Source organism: Pantoea sp. MT58, from assembly GCF_014495885.1.
In the GTDB taxonomy this organism is placed as follows: Bacteria; Pseudomonadota; Gammaproteobacteria; order Enterobacterales; family Enterobacteriaceae; genus Pantoea; species Pantoea eucalypti.
Genome location: NZ_CP061083.1, coordinates 357425 through 377478 on the forward strand (window position 1 = coordinate 357425; position 20054 = coordinate 377478).

Genomic DNA, 20054 nt, shown 5'->3' on the forward strand with positions numbered 1-20054 from the left:
ATATCTTTCATTCCTGCATCACCTCCTTTTCCTTCGATCTGTTTCAGTGAGAAGCCCGATTTTGTTCAACGAATTTGAACAGAGAAGTGAAGTTTTTCAGCTATCAATCATACCGCCTCGGGAACACACTATAAAAAACATTGAGGAGAATTAAACATGATCTATGTACGCAAAGCTGAAGAACGCGGTCACGCAAACCATGGCTGGCTGGATAGCTGGCATACCTTCTCTTTCGCCAGCTATCACGATGCGAACTTCATGGGTTTCTCCGCGCTGCGTGTCATCAATGAAGATGTGATCGATGGTGGTCAGGGGTTTGGCACCCATCCTCATAAAGATATGGAAATCCTGACCTACGTGCTTTCCGGTACCGTTGAGCATCAGGACAGCATGGGTAACAAAGAGCAGATCCCGGCAGGGGAGTTCCAGATCATGAGCGCCGGCACGGGTGTACGTCACTCTGAGTACAACGCCAGTGAAAGCGAGCCATTGCACCTTTATCAGATCTGGATCATTCCTGAGCGTACCGGCATTGAGCCACGCTACGATCAGCGCCGCTTCCCGGATGTTACAGGGCGTCAGCTGGTGTTAAGCCCGGATGCCCGTGAAGGGTCGCTGAAAGTTTATCAGGACATGACCTTATCGCGCTGGGTACTGGCTGCTGGTGAGCAGGACAATGTCGCCGTTGAGGCAGGACGTCGTATCTGGATTCAGGTGGTCAAAGGCAATGTGACTGTTAACGGTAACGCGGTGACAACCAGTGACGCCCTGGCGATCTGGGACGAAAGCGCGCTGACGATTGAAGCCAGCACGGCTGCAGAAGTCCTGCTGTTTGATCTGCCACCGGTCTAAGCAGATTACGGGCGCGCATCATCGCGCCCGGTTGGCAATTTTGTGACAGAAAAGTGATAGACTCATCGTACTTTAGCTTTCAGGGCGATCCCAGGCGCTACGATGAAGAAGAAAAGACCGGTATTACAGGATGTTGCCGATCGCGTCGGCATTACTAAAATGACCGTCAGCCGTTACCTGCGTAATCCTGAGCAGGTCTCTGTTGCCCTGCGGGACAAGATTGCAGTGGCACTGGATGAGCTGGGTTATATCCCCAATCGCGCCCCCGATATGCTTTCTAACGCCACCAGTCGCGCCATTGGCGTGCTGCTGCCGTCACTCACCAACCAGGTTTTCGCCGACGTATTGCGCGGCATTGAAGCCGTCACCGACGAAGCGAACTATCAGACGCTGGTCGCCCACTTTGGTTACAACCCGCAAAAAGAGGAGCGGCAACTGCGCTCGCTGCTGGGCTGGAACATCGATGGCGTGATTCTCACCGAACGTACCCATACGCCAGGCACGCTGCGCATGCTGGAAGTGGCCGGTATTCCGGTGATAGAGATGATGGACAGCGTCACACCCTGCCTGGATATGGCCGTCGGCTTTGATAACGTTGAAGCAGCCCGGCAGATGACGCGGACTATCCTGAGTAAAGGCCATCGTCACACTGTCTACCTCGGCGCACGCCTTGATGAACGTACGTTGCAGAAGCAACAGGGTTATGAAATCGCCATGCGCGAAGCGGGGCTGACGCCGCGCAGCGTGATGATGGAAGAGGCTTCTTCATTCAGCGCCGGTGGCGATCTGCTGCGTGAGGCGCAGCGTCTTTATCCTGAAACGGATAGCCTGTTCTGTACCAATGACGATCTGGCGGTCGGGGCGATGTTTGAGTGCCAGCGGCAGGGATTACAGGTGCCCTCGCAGATGGCCATTGCCGGTTTCCACGGCCATGACATCAGCCAGGTGGTGACGCCACAACTGGCGACCGTGCTCACGCCACGTGACCGCATGGGGCGTGAAGCGGCGACGCGGCTACTGGCGCGCATTGCCGGTGAAAGCAGCGATAATCGGCTGCTGGATGTCGGTTTTGAAATCAGTGAAGGTGGCAGCATCTGATTGTGGCGTTTTTATGAGTCAGCTCACACTTTCATGCTTTTCCTGGTAAAAAGGTTGCCAGGCTGTTAACCGGCCAGGAGAATGAGAAACGACATTGTTATCGGTAACATTGGCAAATTCTCACCTGCCGGAGCAGAAAAATGACAACGCAATCCCCGTCACATCACGTCTTCATCCTGATGGGCGTTTCAGGCAGCGGAAAGTCTGCCGTCGCCAACCAGGTTTCTCACCAGCTCAACACGGCCTTTCTTGACGGTGATTTTCTCCATCCGCGCGCCAACATCCTGAAAATGGCCGATGGTCATCCACTGGATGACGGCGATCGTCAGCCGTGGTTACAGGCGCTGAACGATGCCGCGTTTGCCATGCAGCGCACCCAGGCGATCTCTATCATTGTCTGTTCAGCCCTGAAGAAAAGTTATCGCGACATTCTGCGTCAGGGAAATGACAACCTGCGTTTTGTTTACCTGAAAGGCGATTTCGACACTATCGAAGCCCGTCTGAAAGCGCGTAAAGGCCACTTCTTCAAGCCGCAGATGCTGGTAACTCAGTTTGCCACGCTGGAAGAGCCAGGCAGCGATGAGTCGGATGTACTGGTGGTGGATATCGCGCATTCACTGGACGATGTGGTGGCAGCTACGGTTGCCACTATCCAGGACGCTATCAGCCAGGGTTAGAGATGAATACCGCAACACTCGTTTTGACCGCAGCAGGCTCTGTCCTGCTGCTGCTTTTTCTGGTGATGAAGGCGCGCATGCACGCTTTTGTCGCGCTGATGTTAGTCTCCATTGGTGCCGGACTTTTCTCCGGTATGCCACTCAACAAAATCGCGGAAACCATGCAAAAGGGGATGGGCGGCACGCTCGGTTTCCTTGCCATTGTGGTTGCGCTGGGCGCGATGTTCGGCAAAATCCTGCATGAAACCGGCGCCGTCGATCAGATTGCTATCAGGATGCTGAAAACCTTTGGTCAGAGTCGTGCCCATTATGCGATGGGCATTGCCGGTCTGATCTGCGCGCTGCCGCTCTTCTTTGAAGTTGCCGTGGTGCTGCTGATCAGCATTGCGTTTGCGGTGGCGCGGCGTACCGGCGGCAATCTGGTGAAACTGGTGATCCCGCTGTTTGCGGGCGTTGCGGCATCGGCGGCCTTCCTGCTGCCCGGACCGGCCCCGATGCTGCTGGCCTCGCAGATGCACGCGGACTTTGGCTGGATGATCCTGCTGGGTCTGTGTGCGGCGATTCCCGGCATGCTGATTGCCGGGCCACTGTTTGGCAACTTTATCGGCAACCACGTCACGTTCAGCGCGCCGCCGGAAGATCATCAGCCGGATGTTGATGAGAGCAAGCTGCCGTCATTTGGTTTCAGCCTCTCACTGATCCTCTTCCCGCTGGTGCTGGTTGGCCTGAAAACCATCGGCGCACGCTTCACAACCGAAGGCACCACGCTGTATGAATGGCTGGAATTTATCGGCCATCCTTTCACTGCGATCCTGCTGGCGCTGCTGGTGGCGATTTATGGCCTGGCTTACCGTCAGGGTATGGATAAAGAGCGGGTGATGCAGGTGTGTGGCAGCGCGCTGCAACCGGCCGGGATTATCCTGCTGGTGATTGGCGCGGGCGGTGTGTTTAAGCAGGTACTGGTGGATTCTGGCGTCGGTCCGGTGCTGGGCAATGCGCTGACCGGCGCAGGACTGCCGATTGCGCTGGCCTGCTTTATCCTGTCGGGCGCGGTGCGGGTTATTCAGGGGTCGGCGACGGTCGCCTGTCTGACCACCGTCGGGCTAATCATGCCGGTGATTGAACCGCTGCACTACAGCGGTGCTCAGCTGGCAGCGCTGTCGATCTGCATCGGCGGTGGCTCAATCATTATCAGCCATGTGAACGATGCCGGCTTCTGGCTGTTTGGCCGCTTCACCGGGGCCAGCGAAGCGGAAACGCTGAAGACCTGGACGCTGATGGAGACCATTCTTGGCACTGTTGGCGCGGTTGTCGGGATGATTGCTTTCGAACTGCTTTCCTGACCAACCTGACGGGCTAACTGCCCGTCAGTTTTTTTCCCGCGAGCGCGGGAAGAGTAAAAAAGGGAACAGCAGATAAGGCGCCACTACCAAAAGGACAATGACGCCGGATGAATAGCCAGCGTCATTTATTCTTCTCACCCCGCAGGAAAAAACAGGCAAAATAAACAGCAGCAGCGCGATTAAGCCAATTTCATGCAATGGCCCGGTAAACCATTGCAGATAACTGCAGAACCAGGCCAGCTGGAACAGCAGGAAAATAAAATAGCTCGTCCTGCCTTCACGCCCTTGATAATTAAAGGTGCGCAAAAAACAGCTTTTGATGATCTGCAGCAGACTGTTCATGCCCATTTTCTTCTTATTCAGAGCAAAAAGAACCAGCGTGATGGCGGCGGCAGATAAGTAAACCCAGGCAAAATCAGTAACGTCAACCTGCATCAGCTGCGCGTCATTCAGCGCCGCTTTCTGGCCCGGGAAGGATAGTACGGTCAGGCCCAACCTCATTGCATTTCCCCCGCGTTTTCAGACGCTGCATCTAATTTTCGATACTGCCTGCCATGGATATCTCTTTTTGCGGCATTATATAAATATTATTATTCATTTCAATGCCGTAACGTTGTGATAAGCCGGCTGAATGAAGGCGGCAGCCTGCTCGCCTGCCAGGATAAAAGGACACAGGTGCGCTTACAACTTCAGATAAGCCCGAATGCCATCCAGGAACATCTGGGTGGCCAGCATAATCAGTATCAATCCCATCAGCCGCTCCAGCGCATTCACGCCTTTATCACCCAGCAGACGCAGGAACAGACCTGACATCAGCAGAATGCCGACCGTCACGCCCCAGGCGATCAACAGCGCGCCCACCAGATGCGTCATCTGATGCGGATACTGATGCGACAACAGCATCAGCGTTGCCAGCAGCGATGGCCCGGCGACCAGCGGAATCGCCAGCGGAACCAGGAATGGCTCTTCACCCGCCGGTAAGCCCGAACTGCTGCTTTCCGCCGACGGAAAAATCATCTTGATAGCGATCAGAAACAGAATGATCCCGCCAGAAATCGATACCGTTTCGGTGCGCAGATTTAAAAATGCCAGAATGCGTTCGCCGGTAAACAGGAACAGCAGCATGATGATCAGGGCAATCAGCATTTCACGGATTAGCACAACCCGCCGCCTTTTCGGCTCCAGATGCTTTAAAACCGACATAAAAATCGGCAGATTGCCCAGCGGATCCATAATTAACAACAATAATATTGTCGCCGAAATCATTTCAGTCATCGGTTTTACGCCATGTTGTTCGCGAAAAAGCAGAGTTATTAGTTACGCTGCTGAAAAAGTTAGCGTAATCGAATTAATTCACTTGCTACCCGGCCTGCATTTTGTAGAGTGAGGGGACACAGGTAAATCTTATTATTACGCAGAGCGGCGTGAAAATAGCACGCCGCTCTCTCCTCTGAAATGAAAAGCAGGTGTAACTGCCTTAGACGGACACGACATGAAGAATGTAGGTTTTGTTGGTTGGCGCGGCATGGTCGGCTCAGTGCTGATGTCCCGCATGAGTGAAGAGCGTGATTTTGATGCAATCAATCCGGTCTTCTTCTCGACGTCGCAGCATGGTCAGGCGGCACCCGCGTTTGCGGGCAAACAGCAGGGCACACTGCAGGATGCGTTTGATATTGAGGCGCTGCGCGCGCTGGATATCATTATTACCTGCCAGGGTGGCGACTACACCAGTGACGTCTATCCTAAGCTGCGCGCCAGCGGCTGGCAGGGATACTGGATTGATGCGGCCTCCACGCTGCGCATGAAAGAGGATGCCATCATCATCCTCGATCCGGTTAACCACGCGGTTATTCGTGACGGCATCGACCGTGGCATCAAAACCTTTGTTGGCGGTAACTGTACCGTCAGCCTGATGCTGATGTCACTGGGCGGTTTGTTTGCTCAGGATCTGGTTGAGTGGGCCTCAGTTGCCACCTATCAGGCAGCCTCGGGTGGCGGTGCGCGCCACATGCGCGAATTGCTGACCCAGATGGGCATGCTGCACGATCACGTTGCGCCTGCATTGCAGAACCCGGCTTCCGCCATTCTCGACATTGAGCGTAGCGTGACCGACTTCACCCGTTCAGGCACGTTACCGACCGACAACTTCGGCGTACCACTGGCGGGCAGCCTGATTCCGTGGATTGATAAGCAGCTGGACAACGGCCAGAGCCGCGAAGAGTGGAAAGGCCAGGCAGAGACCAACAAAATCCTTGCCACCTCTAAAGTCATCCCGGTTGATGGCTTGTGCGTACGTGTCGGTGCGCTGCGCTGTCACAGCCAGGCCTTTACGCTGAAACTGAAACGCGATCTGCCGCTGGCGGAAATCGAACAGCTGCTGGCCTCTCACAATGAGTGGGTCAAGGTGGTGCCAAATGACCGTGAGCTGACGATGCGTGAACTGACGCCTGCCGCTGTCACCGGCACGCTCACCACACCTGTTGGCCGGTTACGTAAACTCAATATGGGGCCGGAATATCTCTCGGCCTTCACGGTGGGCGACCAGTTGTTATGGGGCGCAGCCGAACCGCTACGTCGCATGCTGCGGTTGTTAATCAGCTAAACAGACATATCACCAAAGGCCGGATTTACCCGGCCTTTTTTGTTTGTGTCGTATGCAAAACAACCTACCGTTTCGCTTACTCAGTGATCAGCTTCCCTTTTTTGCCAGCCGTTAAAGAATATTTTGCTTAAGTCCATGGCAACTGCCGTGACCAAGCTATGATTTAACCATGATGTGCCACAGGTAACCCTTGTGCTTTCCGGATTAAATGGTTGTGGTACGCGACAAAAACACTTTTCCCATGGAATGGCCTGACTACTTTGTCGTTGTACGTATGGCTCAATGAAGAGCAGCGCAGGTGAAGCGCGACAGGCTATGTTGCGTTCATTTCGGCTGCCAATTATCACAGGAAGAAAGTCATGTCAGAGCTTCCCGATCGCGATGCGATCAATGCCCTGTTTGCGGGTAATTATGCCGACCCTTTTTCGTTACTAGGGATGCACCGAACTCAGCAAGGCCTTGAGGTCAGGGCATTGCTCCCCGAAGCGCTTGAAGTGTGGGTCATTGAAACCTCCACCGGGCGTAAACTGGCTCAGCTGGTGTGTGAAGATGCACGCGGCTTCTTCAGTGGCGTCATTCCACGCCGTAAAAATCCATTCCGTTATCAACTGGCGGTCAACTGGCATGGTCAGCAAAACCTCGTCGATGATGCCTATCGTTTCGGGCCACTGCTGCAGGAGATGGATCTGTGGCTGCTGGCGGAAGGGACGCATCTGCGCCCTTATGAGACGCTGGGCGCGCACGGCGACGTGATTGATGGCGTCTTCGGCACCCGCTTCTGCGTCTGGGCACCCAATGCCCGTCGCGTTTCCGTGGTTGGCGATTTCAACTTCTGGGATGGCCGCCGTCATCCGATGCGTCTGCGTCAGGAGTTAGGTATCTGGGAACTGTTTGTGCCAGGTGCGGTTAACGGCCAGCTCTACAAATATGAAATTATCGATGCCAATGGTGAGCTGCGCATCAAAGCGGACCCGTACGCCTTTGAGGCACAGATGCGTCCGCAGACGGCGTCGATGATTTGTGGTCTGCCGGAGCCGGTTGAGATGAAAGAGGAGCGCAAGGCCGCCAACGCTTTCGACGCGCCCATCTCAATCTATGAAGTCCACCTGGGTTCCTGGCGTCGTCACACCGACAACAACTTCTGGCTGAGCTACAAAGAGCTGGCTGAACAGCTGGTGCCTTACGTTAAAGAGATGGGCTTTACCCATATCGAACTGCTGCCCGTTAACGAACATCCGTTTGACGGCAGCTGGGGCTATCAGCCGCTGGGCATGTATGCGCCGACCCGCCGTTTTGGTACGCGTGACGAGTTTCGCGCCTTCATTGACGCTGCCCATGAAGCGGGCCTCAACGTGCTGCTCGACTGGGTGCCAGGCCACTTCCCCAGCGATGATTTCGGTCTGGCGAAGTACGACGGAACAGAGCTCTATGAGCACAGCGATCCGCGTGAAGGCTTCCACCAGGACTGGAACACCCTGATCTACAACTTTGGCCGCCGCGAAGTGAGCAACTACCTGTCGGGTAATGCGCTCTACTGGACGGAGCGCTTTGGCATCGATGGCCTGCGTGTAGATGCGGTCGCGTCGATGATTTACCGCGACTACAGCCGCAGTGAAGGGGAGTGGGTGCCAAATCAGTACGGTGGCCGTGAGAACCTGGAAGCGATTGAGTTCCTGCGCTACACCAACCGCACGCTCGGCACGGTAGCATCCGGGTCGGTGACAATGGCTGAAGAGTCTACAGACTATCCTGGCGTGACGCGTCCAACTGAAGGTGGCGGGCTGGGCTTCTGGTTCAAATGGAATCTGGGCTGGATGCACGACACCCTCGACTACATGAAAGTCGATCCCATTTACCGCAAGCATCATCACAATTTGATGAGCTTCGGCATGATGTACAACTACACTGAAAACTTTGTGCTGCCGCTATCGCATGATGAAGTTGTGCACGGTAAACGCTCGATTCTGGATCGTATGCCGGGCGATGCCTGGCAGAAGTTCGCCAACCTGCGTGCTTACTACGGCTGGATGTGGGCCTTCCCGGGCAAAAAACTGCTGTTCATGGGCAATGAATTTGCCCAGGGCCGTGAGTGGAACCATGACGTCAGTCTCGACTGGCATTTGCTGGAAGGGGAGGATAACTGGCACAACGGCGTTCAGCGTCTGGTGCGTGATCTCAACCATACCTATCAATACTACACGCCGCTGCATCAGCTCGACTTCGATCCGGCAGGCTTTGAGTGGTTAGTGGTAGACGACGCAGAGCATTCCGTCTTCGCCTTTGTGCGCCGCGATCGTGAAGGCAACGAAGTGATCGTGGTCAGTAACTTTACGCCGGTGCCGCGCCCGGGTTATCGCTTTGGCGTCAACCAGCCGGGCTACTGGCGCGAGGTGCTGAATACCGACCAGCATGATTATCACGGCAGTGACGTGCGAAATCAGCGGGTACATACCGATGAGCAGGAGAGCCACGGACGACCGCAGTCGCTGAGTCTCAATCTGCCACCGCTGGCAACAGTATGGCTGGTGCGGGAGGCTGAATGACCATCACTGCCGGCGATCCCGAACCGCTGGGTGCCAGTTACGATGGCAAAGGCGTTAACTTCACCCTGTTCTCACAGCATGCAGAGCGCGTAGAGCTCTGCCTGTTTGATGAACAGGGCGCAGAACAGCGTCTTGACCTGCCTGGCCGCAGTGGGGATATCTGGCACGGTTATGTTCCGGCGTTAAAACCGGGACAGCGCTACGGTTACCGGGTGCATGGCCCCTGGGCGCCGCAGCAGGGGCATCGTTTTAATCCGGCGAAGGTGCTGGTTGACCCCTGCGCCCGCGCCGTAGAAGGCGATGTGCCTGATGATCTGCTGTTTCATGGCGGTGAAGCGCAGCCCGATCCGCATGACAACGCAGCGATTGCGCCGAAGTCCCGGGTCGTCGCGGAGGATTTTGACTGGCAGGGTGATGTCGCACCACGTATCCCGTGGGGTAACACAGTGATTTATGAAGCCCACGTGCGCGGCCTGACGCAGCAGCATCCGGAAATTCCGGAAACGTTACGCGGGACTTACGCGGCGCTGGGTCATCCTGTTATGGTGAATTACCTGCGCGATCTGGGGATTACCACCCTTGAGCTGCTGCCGGTTGCCCACTTTGCCAGTGAACCGCGACTGCTGCAGCTTGGCCTGAGTAACTACTGGGGCTACAACCCCTTTGCACTTTGGGCGGTGGATCCCCGCTACGCCTCCGGTCAGCCGGGCGTAACACCGCTTCAGGAGTTCCAGCAGGCGGTTAAAAACCTGCATGCTGCGGGTATCGAAGTGGTGCTGGATGTGGTGTTTAACCACACAGCCGAACTGGATGTGATTGGCCCGACGATTTCAATGCGCGGCATCGATAACGCCAGCTACTACTGGCTGGATGAGCAGGGTGAGTACCAGAACTGGACCGGCTGCGGCAACACACTGAATATCCACCATCCGCAGGTGATGACGTGGGCCCTGGAGGCGCTGCGCTACTGGGTGCGGGTCTGCCACGTCGACGGCTTCCGCTTTGACCTTGCGCCGGTGCTGGGCCGCACGCCCGATTACCAGCGTGATGCGCCCTTTTTTGACGCGATACGCGCCTGTCCGCTGCTCTCTCAGGTCAAGCTGATTGCGGAACCCTGGGATATCGGCCCTGACGGCTATCAGGTTGGCCGCTTTCCGCCACCGTTTGCCGAATGGAACGATAAGTTTCGCGACACCGCGCGTCAATACTGGCTCCATGGCGGCTTAAGCAATGGCGAGTTCGTTCGCCGCTTTGCCGCCTCCAGCGATCTCTACCAGCACGACGACCGGCCGCCACACGCCACGGTTAATCTCATCACCGCCCACGACGGCTTTACGCTGTGGGATGTGGTGAGCTTTGAACGTAAACACAATGAGGCGAACGGGGAAGATAACCGCGATGGCCATGGTGATAACTACAGTCACAACCACGGCAAAGAGGGGCTGAACGTCAGCTTTGACGTCATTGAACGCCGTCGCCGCAGCGTACGGGCACTGCTGACGACGCTGCTGATGTCACAGGGCACGCCGATGCTGCTGGCAGGTGACGAGCGTGGCCACACCCAGCGCGGTAATAACAACGCTTACTGTCAGGACAACGCGCTGAGCTGGCTTGACTGGCAGGCGGATGAGAAAGGATTAGTCGGATTCACCGCAGCACTGATTGCTCTGCGCCAGCGCATTCCGGCGCTGACCGCAGATCGCTGGTGGCAGGACGGTGACGGCAATGTGCAGTGGCTCAATGCCGGTGGCCAGCCACTGCAACACGATGAATGGGCACAGGGAATGCACAGATTGCAGATCCTGCTGTCCGGCCGCTGGTTAATAACAATAAACGCCACGGATACGGTGAATGACATCGTGTTACCAGACGGAGAATGGCGTGCCCTTCCTCCTTTCGCCGGGGACGACAACCCCATCCTGTTAACTGTCTGGCATGGTCCCGCACACGGTGTGTGCGTGTTCCAAAAGCAATCATAAGGAGTCAGACATGGTTAAGTTAGATAGAACAGATCACCTGATGCTGGCCCGCCAGCTCCCTACACAGACGGTTGCTCTGATCCTCGCCGGCGGACGCGGCACGCGACTGGTCGATTTAACGGCTAAGCGTGCCAAACCTGCGGTGCATTTCGGCGGCAAGTTCCGCATTATCGACTTTGCCCTCTCCAACTGCGTTAACTCCGGTATCCGACGGATTGGCGTGATTACGCAGTATCAGTCCCATACCCTGACTCAGCATATCCAGCGTGGCTGGTCCATCTTCAATGAAGAGATGAATGAGTTTGTCGATTTGCTGCCAGCGCAGCAGCGCTTTTCGACCGAACAGTGGTATCGCGGTACGGCCGATGCCGTGACGCAAAACCTTGATGTGATTCGCCGCTATCAGGCGCAGTACATCGTGATCCTTGCCGGGGACCACATTTATAAGATGGATTATTCACGCATGCTGCTGGATCACGTGGTCAACGAGGCGAAATGTACCATTGCCTGTTTGCCCGTGCCGGTACATGAAGCCACGGCGTTTGGTGTGATGGCGGTTAACGAAGAGAACATGGTGATCGACTTCGTGGAGAAACCTGCGAAGCCGCCTACCATGCCAGGTGATGACACGCAGGCGCTGGCCAGCATGGGGATCTACGTTTTTAACGCGGACTATCTCTATGCGCTGCTGGAGGAAGATCTGCAGACGCCAGGCTCTAACCATGACTTTGGCAAAGATATTCTGCCGAAAATTGTGGCAAGTGGCGAAGGCTATGCACACTCCTTCGCGCTCTCCTGCGTTCAGAACGACGACAACGCGCCACCTTACTGGCGTGATGTCGGGACGCTGGAAGCCTACTGGCGCGCCAATCTCGACCTGGCATCGGTGATGCCGGAACTCGATATGTATGACGTCACCTGGCCGATTCGTACCCATATGGAGCCGCTGCCGCCAGCCAAATTTGTTCAGGATCGTTCCGGCAGTCACGGGATGACCATGAATTCATTGGTTTCAGGCGGCTGCATCATCTCCGGTTCGGTGGTGGTCAACTCGGTGCTGTTCCCACGGGTACGCGTTAACTCGTTTTGCAATATCGATTCAACTGTACTGCTGCCTGATGTGGTCGTTGGCCGATCGTGTCGTCTGCGTCGCTGCGTGATTGATCGCGCCTGCGAACTGCCGGAAGGCATGGTGATTGGCGAAAACCCCGATGAAGACAGTCGCCGGTTTCATCGTTCGGATGAAGGGATCGTACTGGTAACCCGCGCCATGCTGGCCAGATTGGCCAAAGCGGGGCTGTAAGCGATAAGCGGAACTTACGCAATCGGCACGCGGAGCGTGCCGGATAACTTAATGAGGTCGAGGATGCAGGTTTTACATGTCTGTTCAGAACTTTTCCCGCTGCTGAAAACGGGCGGACTGGCTGATGTAGTCGGGGCATTACCTCAGGCGCAAATTGCGGGCGGTACGGATACGCGGGTGCTGTTGCCTGCTTTTCCCGCATTGCGCAAAGGCATACCTGATCTCCAGGTAGTGACGGAGCGAGAGACATTTGCTGGTCATATACGTCTGTTATTTGGTGAATTTAACGGTGTGGGCATCTACTTAATTGATGCGCCCGGCCTCTACGATCGTCCTGGTAGTCCTTATCATGATGAGTCGCAGTTTGCGTATGTCGACAACTATCTGCGCTTTGCGCTGCTGGGCTGGGTTGGCTGCGAACTGGCGTGTGGCATGGATTCCATGTGGCGTCCCGATATCGTGCATGCGCATGACTGGCATGCAGGCCTGACCTGCGCCTATCTGGAAGCGCGAGGACGTCCGGCTAAGTCGGTGTTCACGGTGCACAACCTGGCGTATCAGGGCCTGTTCATGGCGCATCATATGGATGAGATTGGCCTGCCATGGTCATTCTTTAACATGCATGGGCTGGAGTTCTTCGGTCAGATCTCTTTCCTGAAAGCGGGGCTCTTTTACGCCGACCATATCACGGCGGTCAGTCCGACTTACGCCCATGAAATTACCTCTGCTGAATATGCTTACGGCATGGAAACCCTGCTGGCGCAGCGGATGCGGGAAGGTCGTCTTAGCGGGATTCTTAATGGCGTTGATCCCTCTATCTGGGATCCGGCGCACGACCTGCTGCTGAGCGCACGCTATAACCGCGACACGCTGGAAGCAAAAGCAGAAAATAAACGTCAGCTGCAGGTTGCGATGGGCCTGAAAGTGGATGATAAAGCGCCGGTGTTCTGCGTGATCAGCCGCCTGACTAAACAGAAAGGTCTGGACCTGGTTTTAGAGGCGCTGCCTGGCTTGCTGGCGCAGGGCGGACAGCTGGTGCTGCTGGGTCAGGGCGATGCCGAACTGCAACAGGGATTCCTGGCGGCGGCGGCAGAACATCCCGGAAGTGTAGGCGTGCAGATTGGCTATCACGAAGCATTTTCACACCGCATTGTGGGTGGCGCGGACGTCATTGTGGTGCCGAGTCGCTTTGAGCCCTGCGGTCTGACACAACTTTATGGCCTGAAGTATGGTACGTTGCCGTTAGTGCGACGTACGGGTGGACTGGCCGATACCGTTAATGATAGCTCGTTAGAGAATCTGGCCGACGGTATCGCCAGTGGATTCAGTTTCGAAGATGCCAATGCCTGGTCGCTGTTACGGGCCATCCGACGTGCGTTCGTATTGTGGTCCCGTCCTTCGTTATGGCGCTATGTTCAGCGCCAGGCGATGGCAATGGACTTTAGCTGGCAGGTGGCAGCAACAGCCTACCGTGATCTCTACCAACGTTTGATGTAACGGATTGGGAAAACTGGATATGAATGCACCTTTCACTTACGCCTCACCAACGTTGACGGTTGATGCCTTAAAGCATTCGATTGCCTACAAACTGATGTTTACCATCGGCAAAGATCCCTCTATTGCCAACAAGCACGAGTGGCTCAACGCCTCGCTGCTGGCGGTGCGCGACCGGATGGTGGAGCGCTGGCTGCGTTCCAGCCGTGCCCAGCTCTCTCAGGATGTCCGCCAGGTTTATTACCTGTCGATGGAGTTCCTGATGGGCCGCACGCTGGGGAATGCGCTGCTGGCGATGGGGATTTATGACGATCTCAACCAGGCGCTGGATGAGATGGGGCTGGATCTGGCCGAGCTGATGGAAGAGGAGAACGATCCGGGACTGGGCAACGGCGGTCTCGGTCGCCTGGCGGCCTGTTTCCTCGATTCGCTGGCGACGCTGGGCATGCCGGGCCGTGGCTACGGCATCCGCTATGACTACGGCATGTTCAAACAGAACATCGTGGAAGGTGAGCAGAAAGAGTCTCCGGATTACTGGCTTGAGTATGGTAATCCGTGGGAATTCCAGCGTTTCAATACCCGTTACAAAGTGCGTTTCGGCGGTCGCGTGCAGCATGAAGGCACGAAAGTGCGCTGGCTGGAGACCGAAGAGATTCTGGCGATGGCTTATGACCAGATCATCCCGGGCTTCGACACCGACGCCACCAACACCTTACGACTTTGGGGTGCGCAGGCCAGCAACGAAATCAACCTCGGTAAGTTTAACCAGGGTGATTATTTTGCGGCAGTGGAAGATAAAAACCACTCTGAGAACGTGTCGCGCGTGCTCTATCCGGATGACTCCACCTATTCCGGCCGTGAACTGCGTCTGCGTCAGGAATATTTCCTGGTCTCCGCGACGGTGCAGGACATCCTGAATCGTCACTGGCGGATGCATCAGACCTGGGACAACCTGGCGGACAAAATCGCCATTCACCTCAACGATACCCATCCGGTATTGGCGATCCCTGAACTGATGCGCCTGCTGATCGACGACCATAAATTCAGCTGGGACAGCGCTTTTGACGTTTGCTGTCAGGTCTTCTCCTATACCAACCATACCCTGATGACCGAAGCGCTGGAGACCTGGCCGGTTGATATGATCGGTAAGATCCTGCCGCGCCACCTCAGCATTATTTTCGAGATTAACGACTTCTTCCTCAAGACCATTCAGGATCACTATCCGGATGACCTGGATCTGCTGTCGCGCATTTCGATCATTGATGAGAACGACGGCCGCCGGATTCGCATGGGCTGGCTGGCGGTTGTGGTCAGTCACAAAGTGAACGGCGTGTCTGAGCTGCACTCCAATCTGATGGTGCAGTCTCTGTTTGCCGATTTCTCGCGCCTCTTCCCAGGGCGTTTCTGTAACAAAACCAACGGTGTGACGCCACGTCGCTGGCTGGCGCTGGCCAACCCGGCGCTGTCAGAGGTGCTGGATGAGGAGATTGGTCGTAACTGGCGCACCGATCTCAGTCAGCTGAGCGAACTGAAAGCGCAGATCGACTATCCGGCGTTTATTGAAAAAGTGGCGGTCGCCAAGCATCAGAATAAGCGCCGCCTGGCTGACTGGGTCGCGAAGAATCTGGACGTGGTGCTCGACCCGAACGCGCTATTCGATGTGCAGATCAAGCGTATTCACGAGTACAAACGCCAGTTACTCAATGTGCTGCATGTGATCACCCGCTACAACCGAATCAAGGCCGATCCGCAGGCGAACTGGGTGCCGCGCGTGAATATCTTTGCCGGTAAAGCGGCATCAGCGTATTACGTTGCCAAGCACATTATTCACCTGATCAACGATGTCGCGAATGTGATCAACAATGATCCGCAGGTGAAGAACAAGCTGAAGGTCGTTTTCATCCCGAACTACAGCGTGAGTCTGGCGCAGATCATCATTCCGGCGGCCGATCTTTCTGAACAGATCTCCACCGCAGGCACTGAAGCCTCCGGCACCAGTAACATGAAGTTTGCGCTGAATGGCGCGCTGACTATCGGTACGCTGGATGGGGCTAACGTTGAGATGCTGGATCACGTTGGTGAAGAGAACATCTTTATCTTCGGGAATACCACGCCACAGGTCGAAGCGCTGCGTAAGAACGGCTATAACCCGCGTGACTATTACGAAGGCGATGAGGAACTGCACCAGGTGCTGACCCAGATTGCTTCAGGTCTGTTTAGTCCGCAGGATCCGGGCCGCTACCGCAATCTGTTCGATTCACTGGTTAACTTCGGCGATCACTATCAGTTACTGGCGGATTATCGCAGCTACGTAGATACCCAGGATAAGGTGGATGCGCTCTACCGTAAGCCGGATGAGTGGCAGCGCCGCGCGGCGAAAAACATTGCCGGAATGGGCTACTTCTCGTCGGACCGTACTATTCAGGAGTACGCTGACGAGATCTGGAATATCTCGCCGGTAAGGTTGTAAGGCTCCTGCAGTAAATTTTGTTTTCTCTGCGGCCGAGGGATCGGCCGCACTCTTCCTCTTTCTGCTTCTCTCCCACGCCACACACCTCTAAAAAATTCAGCCGCTTATCGACTCCGGGCCTGTAAATGCCCGTTGTGCGAGCGTGATCATTACACCCTGGTGAAGAATCGTTACTATGCGGACATGCAAAACGACCCTACAGGCAACCGCAGCCAATGAGTGACAACATTAACCAGGAAATTACCTTCCGTAAGCTCAGCGTCTTCATGATGTTTATGAGCAAAGGCAATATCGCCCGCACGGCGGAAGCGCTGGAGCTGAGCAGCGTCAGCGTGCATCGCGCCCTGCACACGCTGGAAGAGGGCATCGACTGCCCGCTGTTTATTCATAAAGGCCGCAACCTGGTGCCGCTGCCGGCTGCCTGGACGCTGCTGGACTATTGTCGCGACGTGACCACACTGATGGGCAAAGGCATTGAAGAGGCGCGCAAAGTGGCGGGTATCGGCGGGGGTCGCCTGCGGCTTGGCACACTCTACTCGCTGACGCTTGAAACCATTCCCCGCCTGATCATGGGCATGAAGCTGCGTCGTCCAGCCCTGGAGCTTGACCTGACTATGGGGTCGAATCAGATGCTGCTCAATATGCTGGAAGATGACGCGCTGGATGCGATTCTGATCGCCACCGATGAGGGCGAACTCAGTGATGCGCAATTTGAAGTGATTCCGCTGTTCACAGACAGCATCTTTCTGGCCATGCCGGCTGGAGAATCGCAGAGCGCAACCGGACCGGTGGATCTGCGTGATTATGCTGACCGTGATTTTGTCTCACTGGCAGAGGGATTCGCCACTTATGCCGGTTCACAGGAGGCATTTCAGATTGCCGGATTTGAACCGCGCATGGTTACCCAGGTAAATGACATCTTCTCGATGATAAGCCTGGTGCAGGCGGGCGTGGGTCTGGCGCTGATTCCGGGACGGATGAAGAAGGTGTATGAAAATAACATCCAGCTGCTGAGGCTGGCTGAGCCTTACCAGATGCGTCAGCAGATCTCGATTGTCTACTCACATCACCGCGAACGTGACAATGACCTGCTGGCCCTGGCGGCAGAAGGGCGAATGTACGCCCGCAGCCTTACTGATGTAACCGTTTAACGAGATGCAGTGCCACCTCCACGCTGTTACGTTCCAGACAAATCGCTTCGCCCTGCCAGTTCGCCTGACGCGTCAGACCGGTCAGCACACTGCCAGGCGGCATCTCAATGGCCAGTCGGGCGTCACGCTGATTCGCTGCAACCATCGCATCATTCCACTGCACTGTGCGCGCCATATTAAAGGCAAGATCGTCGGCAATTTTCTCCGGCTCCCAAATCACCCGCGCGGTTGAGCCGCTGAGGTAGGCACAATCGGGGCGGGAGAGGGTGACGGACGCAAAGGCGCGAGCCAGTTCGGCGGCGGGTTTATCCAGCAGCGCGCAGTGCGATGGCACGCTCACCGCGAGCTTAATCGCTTTACTGGCTCCCGCATCCAGCGCCCTCTGCGCGACCACTGCCATATCCTCGTCGCGGCCAGCAATCACAATCTGCGTTTCCGCATTGAGGTTCGCGATGTAGGTGTTACTGCCGGGCAGCAGTTTCTCCAGCTGGCTCAGCGTTAAGCCAGTGATGGCGGTCAGGCCATATCCCTGCGGATACGCCTGCTCCATCAGATCGCCGCGCAACGCAACCAGCCGCAGGGCGTCGCTGAAATCCAGCGCGCCGGAAATCACCGCCGCAGGAAACGCGCCAATCGATAAACCGCTGACGATATCGGGTTTCACCCCACGGCGGATCAGTTCGCGCGCCCAGGCAACACCTGAAATCAGCAGACAGAGCTGCACGGCGCGGGTGTGGCGCAGTGCATCGGCACTGTCGAGCCGGTCAGCTTCGTCGCCCAGCACCGCACGCACGCGGCTTTTCAGCGCATCCCCCTCAGGCAGATGTTGCAGCATCCCGGCACGCTGGGTGCCCTGGCCGGGGAAGGTAAAGAGTATTTTCATGGATTCTCCCTGCTCCAGGGTGAAGCGGTCAGTATCGGTCCGGTGTCGGTTTTTAACAGCACGCGCTCCTCGCGTAGCCACTCGTTCAGGGCAAAGGCGCCAGACGGCGTTTCCACCTGCGTATCCACCCGGCAGCTCAGCGCGTCGGTTGCTGTCTGCCAGCGTTGCAGCGCATCGCGTGGCAGTGGCTGCGGGGCGCGGATGATGACATCCAGATCGCTGGCGGCGTGCAACACAGGGCATTGCGTTGCCAGCGCATAACCGGTGCTGCCGGTAATGCCCCAGCGCCACGGCCAGGCGGTCTCGCTGAGCGAAATCGCCGCGCTGACAGGCGCATAAGCCGTAAAGGGCGAATCCAGCAGCCGTGTGCGTTCAGCCAGCCATTCTGGCGTCACCACGCGGATAATAGTGTCTGACGTGATCCAGCCAGCGGCGCGTCGCTCACGTCGCTCACCGCGCACGCCAATCGGGATCAAACCGGATTCATGGCGATCGCGCCGCACCACCACCGGCATGTCGGGATGCCAGAACGGGCTGACCCAGCTCTCCTGAATCGTGGCTAAAGCACTGCTGTGTCGCAGCCAGAGCAAATCGTGGGGACGCGGCGCACGCATATTACATTCCTGATGTCAGCGTAATGAACAACGGTAAAGATAAAATACACAGAATTGAGCTTAGCAGCAGCACGGCCTCAGCATCGGGTGACTGCACGCCAAAGCGGTTGCCGAACACCACGCCAAAGAAACCGGCTGACAGCGCTATCATCAGAATAGCGGTGATTGCCACTGACCCGTGAAGTCCCAGCGCAAGCACCAGACCCCAGGCGATAAAGGGCTGAATCAGCAGTTTGGCAACCGTCCCGACGCCGACGATGGCGTTGAGTTTCAGCTGACGTGCGGAGAGGATCACGCCGGTCAGGAACAGCGCGGCGGCGGTGGCTGCCAGCCCCAGCGGCTTAATCGCTGAGATGACCAGCTCCGGCATTCTGAAGCCCAGCGCCGACAACACCACACCCAGCAGCGGGCCAAGAACGATCGGCTTTTTGAGCGAGCGCCACATCAGCACCGGCAGCATGGTCACTGTCGAACCCACATTCTCACCGGCAATGCGCGCTTTTTCCCGTTCCAGAATCAGCAGGCAGAAGGGTGTCATCAGCACCGAGCCGCAGGCAATTGAAACCGCAACAGAAAGTGAAGTTGCTGAACCTTCTCCCAGTACGCTGCCCAGAATCGGCAGCCCCAGCGCGGCGTAATTGGGCAGGGCGACAGTCAGCGTTAATACCGCAGCATCCTGAGGCGACTTTTTAAACAGGCGGGTCGCCAGGAAATAGAGCGCCACATAGGTTATCCACATCGCCCCGGTTAAGACGACAATCAATGGCGACTGCGCCACGATACCCGACCAGGGTGTCTGAACGGTGGCACTGAACAGCGCAGCGGGCAGCGCAAAATCCATCACGAAAATATTGAGCAGGGAGACATCTCTGTTATTGACCATTCCGGCCTTACCGGCCCAGAAACCTAACAGCATAATGATAAAAATTGGAGCAAGGGCATGAACAATTATGTAAATCATAAATCACCTGTAATTAAGAGAAAAATTCTTTAAAAACAGCGATGTTTATAATTCTGACCACGGCCACTGCTCCGGGGCGCACGT

At 56.2% G+C, this 20054-nt stretch carries 16 protein-coding genes; 11 read left to right on the forward strand and 5 right to left on the reverse strand.

The features are described 5' to 3' along the window. Positions 1-156 precede the first annotated feature (156 nt). From IAI47_RS01645 to gntU, 4 genes are all read left to right on the forward strand, one after another. Positions 157-852, forward strand: coding sequence for a pirin family protein (locus IAI47_RS01645; protein ID WP_003853063.1), 696 nt, complete (start codon positions 157-159; stop codon positions 850-852). 102 nt (positions 853-954) lie between these two features. Continuing rightward, the gene (gene gntR, locus IAI47_RS01650; RefSeq protein ID WP_003853061.1) at positions 955-1950 is read left to right on the forward strand and encodes a gluconate operon transcriptional repressor GntR; all 996 of its coding nucleotides are present in this window, start codon (positions 955-957) and stop codon (positions 1948-1950) included. A 140-nt stretch (positions 1951-2090) separates the two neighbouring features. Continuing rightward, complete coding sequence (gntK, locus tag IAI47_RS01655; RefSeq protein ID WP_008926288.1) at positions 2091-2627, forward strand: gluconokinase; 537 nt, start codon at positions 2091-2093, stop codon at positions 2625-2627. Between the two features lie 2 nt (positions 2628-2629). Further along, positions 2630-3970, forward strand: a complete 1341-nt coding sequence (gene gntU / locus IAI47_RS01660; protein WP_008926287.1) for a gluconate transporter — start codon at positions 2630-2632, stop codon at positions 3968-3970. 24 nt (positions 3971-3994) lie between these two features. Here gntU and IAI47_RS01665 read toward each other — a convergent pair whose 3' ends face one another. Both IAI47_RS01665 and IAI47_RS01670 read right to left on the reverse strand, forming a co-directional pair. Then, complete coding sequence (locus tag IAI47_RS01665) at positions 3995-4471, reverse strand: DUF805 domain-containing protein (RefSeq protein WP_008926286.1); 477 nt, start codon at positions 4469-4471, stop codon at positions 3995-3997. Between the two features lie 180 nt (positions 4472-4651). Then, complete coding sequence (locus IAI47_RS01670; protein ID WP_008926285.1) at positions 4652-5245, reverse strand: YhgN family NAAT transporter; 594 nt, start codon at positions 5243-5245, stop codon at positions 4652-4654. A 217-nt stretch (positions 5246-5462) separates the two neighbouring features. On the opposite strand from IAI47_RS01670, the gene asd reads away from it, so the two are divergent. The 7 genes from asd to IAI47_RS01705 all read left to right on the forward strand — a co-directional run bounded on the left by asd (position 5463) and on the right by IAI47_RS01705 (position 17512). Next, entirely contained in the window at positions 5463-6572 is a 1110-nt protein-coding gene (asd, locus tag IAI47_RS01675; protein WP_003853053.1) for an aspartate-semialdehyde dehydrogenase, read from the forward strand. 359 nt (positions 6573-6931) lie between these two features. Continuing rightward, the gene (gene glgB, locus IAI47_RS01680) at positions 6932-9115 is read left to right on the forward strand and encodes a 1,4-alpha-glucan branching enzyme (protein WP_003853052.1); all 2184 of its coding nucleotides are present in this window, start codon (positions 6932-6934) and stop codon (positions 9113-9115) included. Next, positions 9112-11094: a glycogen debranching protein GlgX gene (gene glgX / locus IAI47_RS01685; RefSeq protein WP_008926284.1), complete on the forward strand. Its 1983-nt coding sequence runs from the start codon at positions 9112-9114 to the stop codon at positions 11092-11094. The genes glgB and glgX overlap by 4 nt, the downstream gene beginning before the upstream one ends. A gap of 10 nt (positions 11095-11104) precedes the next feature. Then, entirely contained in the window at positions 11105-12397 is a 1293-nt protein-coding gene (gene glgC / locus IAI47_RS01690; protein ID WP_003853050.1) for a glucose-1-phosphate adenylyltransferase, read from the forward strand. Between the two features lie 63 nt (positions 12398-12460). Next, a complete protein-coding gene (glgA, locus tag IAI47_RS01695) occupies positions 12461-13894 on the forward strand; it encodes a glycogen synthase GlgA (RefSeq protein ID WP_003853048.1) in 1434 nt (477 codons plus the stop codon). Positions 13895-13913: 19 nt separating this feature from the next. After that, positions 13914-16361: a glycogen phosphorylase gene (glgP, locus tag IAI47_RS01700; RefSeq protein ID WP_008926283.1), complete on the forward strand. Its 2448-nt coding sequence runs from the start codon at positions 13914-13916 to the stop codon at positions 16359-16361. Between the two features lie 215 nt (positions 16362-16576). Beyond that, positions 16577-17512: a LysR family transcriptional regulator gene (locus IAI47_RS01705; RefSeq protein ID WP_008926282.1), complete on the forward strand. Its 936-nt coding sequence runs from the start codon at positions 16577-16579 to the stop codon at positions 17510-17512. Here IAI47_RS01705 and mdcH read toward each other — a convergent pair. The 3 genes from mdcH to IAI47_RS01720 are packed head-to-tail and all read right to left on the reverse strand — an operon-like array spanning position 17493 to position 19970. Further along, positions 17493-18395 (reverse strand): malonate decarboxylase subunit epsilon, encoded by a 903-nt coding sequence (mdcH, locus tag IAI47_RS01710; protein WP_008926281.1) that lies wholly within the window; start codon positions 18393-18395, stop codon positions 17493-17495. The two genes, IAI47_RS01705 and mdcH, sit on opposite strands and share 20 nt — an antisense overlap. Continuing rightward, a complete protein-coding gene (locus IAI47_RS01715) occupies positions 18392-19009 on the reverse strand; it encodes a malonate decarboxylase holo-ACP synthase (RefSeq protein WP_008926280.1) in 618 nt (205 codons plus the stop codon). The genes mdcH and IAI47_RS01715 overlap by 4 nt, the downstream gene beginning before the upstream one ends. 1 nt (position 19010) lies before the next feature. After that, on the reverse strand, positions 19011-19970 hold the full coding sequence (locus tag IAI47_RS01720; RefSeq protein ID WP_008926279.1) for an AEC family transporter: 960 nt from the start codon (positions 19968-19970) through the stop codon (positions 19011-19013). Positions 19971-20054 lie beyond the last annotated feature (84 nt).

Coding starts and splice junctions, on each gene's coding strand:
- IAI47_RS01705 (WP_008926282.1), top strand. CDS start 16,577: ATGAGTGACAACATTAACCAGGAAATTACCTTCCGTAAGCTCAGCGTC.
- gntK (WP_008926288.1), top strand. CDS start 2,091: ATGACAACGCAATCCCCGTCACATCACGTCTTCATCCTGATGGGCGTT.
- IAI47_RS01715 (WP_008926280.1), bottom strand. CDS start 19,009: ATGCGTGCGCCGCGTCCCCACGATTTGCTCTGGCTGCGACACAGCAGT.
- glgA (WP_003853048.1), top strand. CDS start 12,461: ATGCAGGTTTTACATGTCTGTTCAGAACTTTTCCCGCTGCTGAAAACG.
- mdcH (WP_008926281.1), bottom strand. CDS start 18,395: ATGAAAATACTCTTTACCTTCCCCGGCCAGGGCACCCAGCGTGCCGGG.
- IAI47_RS01670 (WP_008926285.1), bottom strand. CDS start 5,245: ATGACTGAAATGATTTCGGCGACAATATTATTGTTGTTAATTATGGAT.
- IAI47_RS01665 (WP_008926286.1), bottom strand. CDS start 4,471: ATGAGGTTGGGCCTGACCGTACTATCCTTCCCGGGCCAGAAAGCGGCG.
- IAI47_RS01645 (WP_003853063.1), top strand. CDS start 157: ATGATCTATGTACGCAAAGCTGAAGAACGCGGTCACGCAAACCATGGC.
- glgB (WP_003853052.1), top strand. CDS start 6,932: ATGTCAGAGCTTCCCGATCGCGATGCGATCAATGCCCTGTTTGCGGGT.
- IAI47_RS01720 (WP_008926279.1), bottom strand. CDS start 19,970: ATGATTTACATAATTGTTCATGCCCTTGCTCCAATTTTTATCATTATG.
- gntR (WP_003853061.1), top strand. CDS start 955: ATGAAGAAGAAAAGACCGGTATTACAGGATGTTGCCGATCGCGTCGGC.
- glgC (WP_003853050.1), top strand. CDS start 11,105: ATGGTTAAGTTAGATAGAACAGATCACCTGATGCTGGCCCGCCAGCTC.
- glgP (WP_008926283.1), top strand. CDS start 13,914: ATGAATGCACCTTTCACTTACGCCTCACCAACGTTGACGGTTGATGCC.
- gntU (WP_008926287.1), top strand. CDS start 2,630: ATGAATACCGCAACACTCGTTTTGACCGCAGCAGGCTCTGTCCTGCTG.
- asd (WP_003853053.1), top strand. CDS start 5,463: ATGAAGAATGTAGGTTTTGTTGGTTGGCGCGGCATGGTCGGCTCAGTG.
- glgX (WP_008926284.1), top strand. CDS start 9,112: ATGACCATCACTGCCGGCGATCCCGAACCGCTGGGTGCCAGTTACGAT.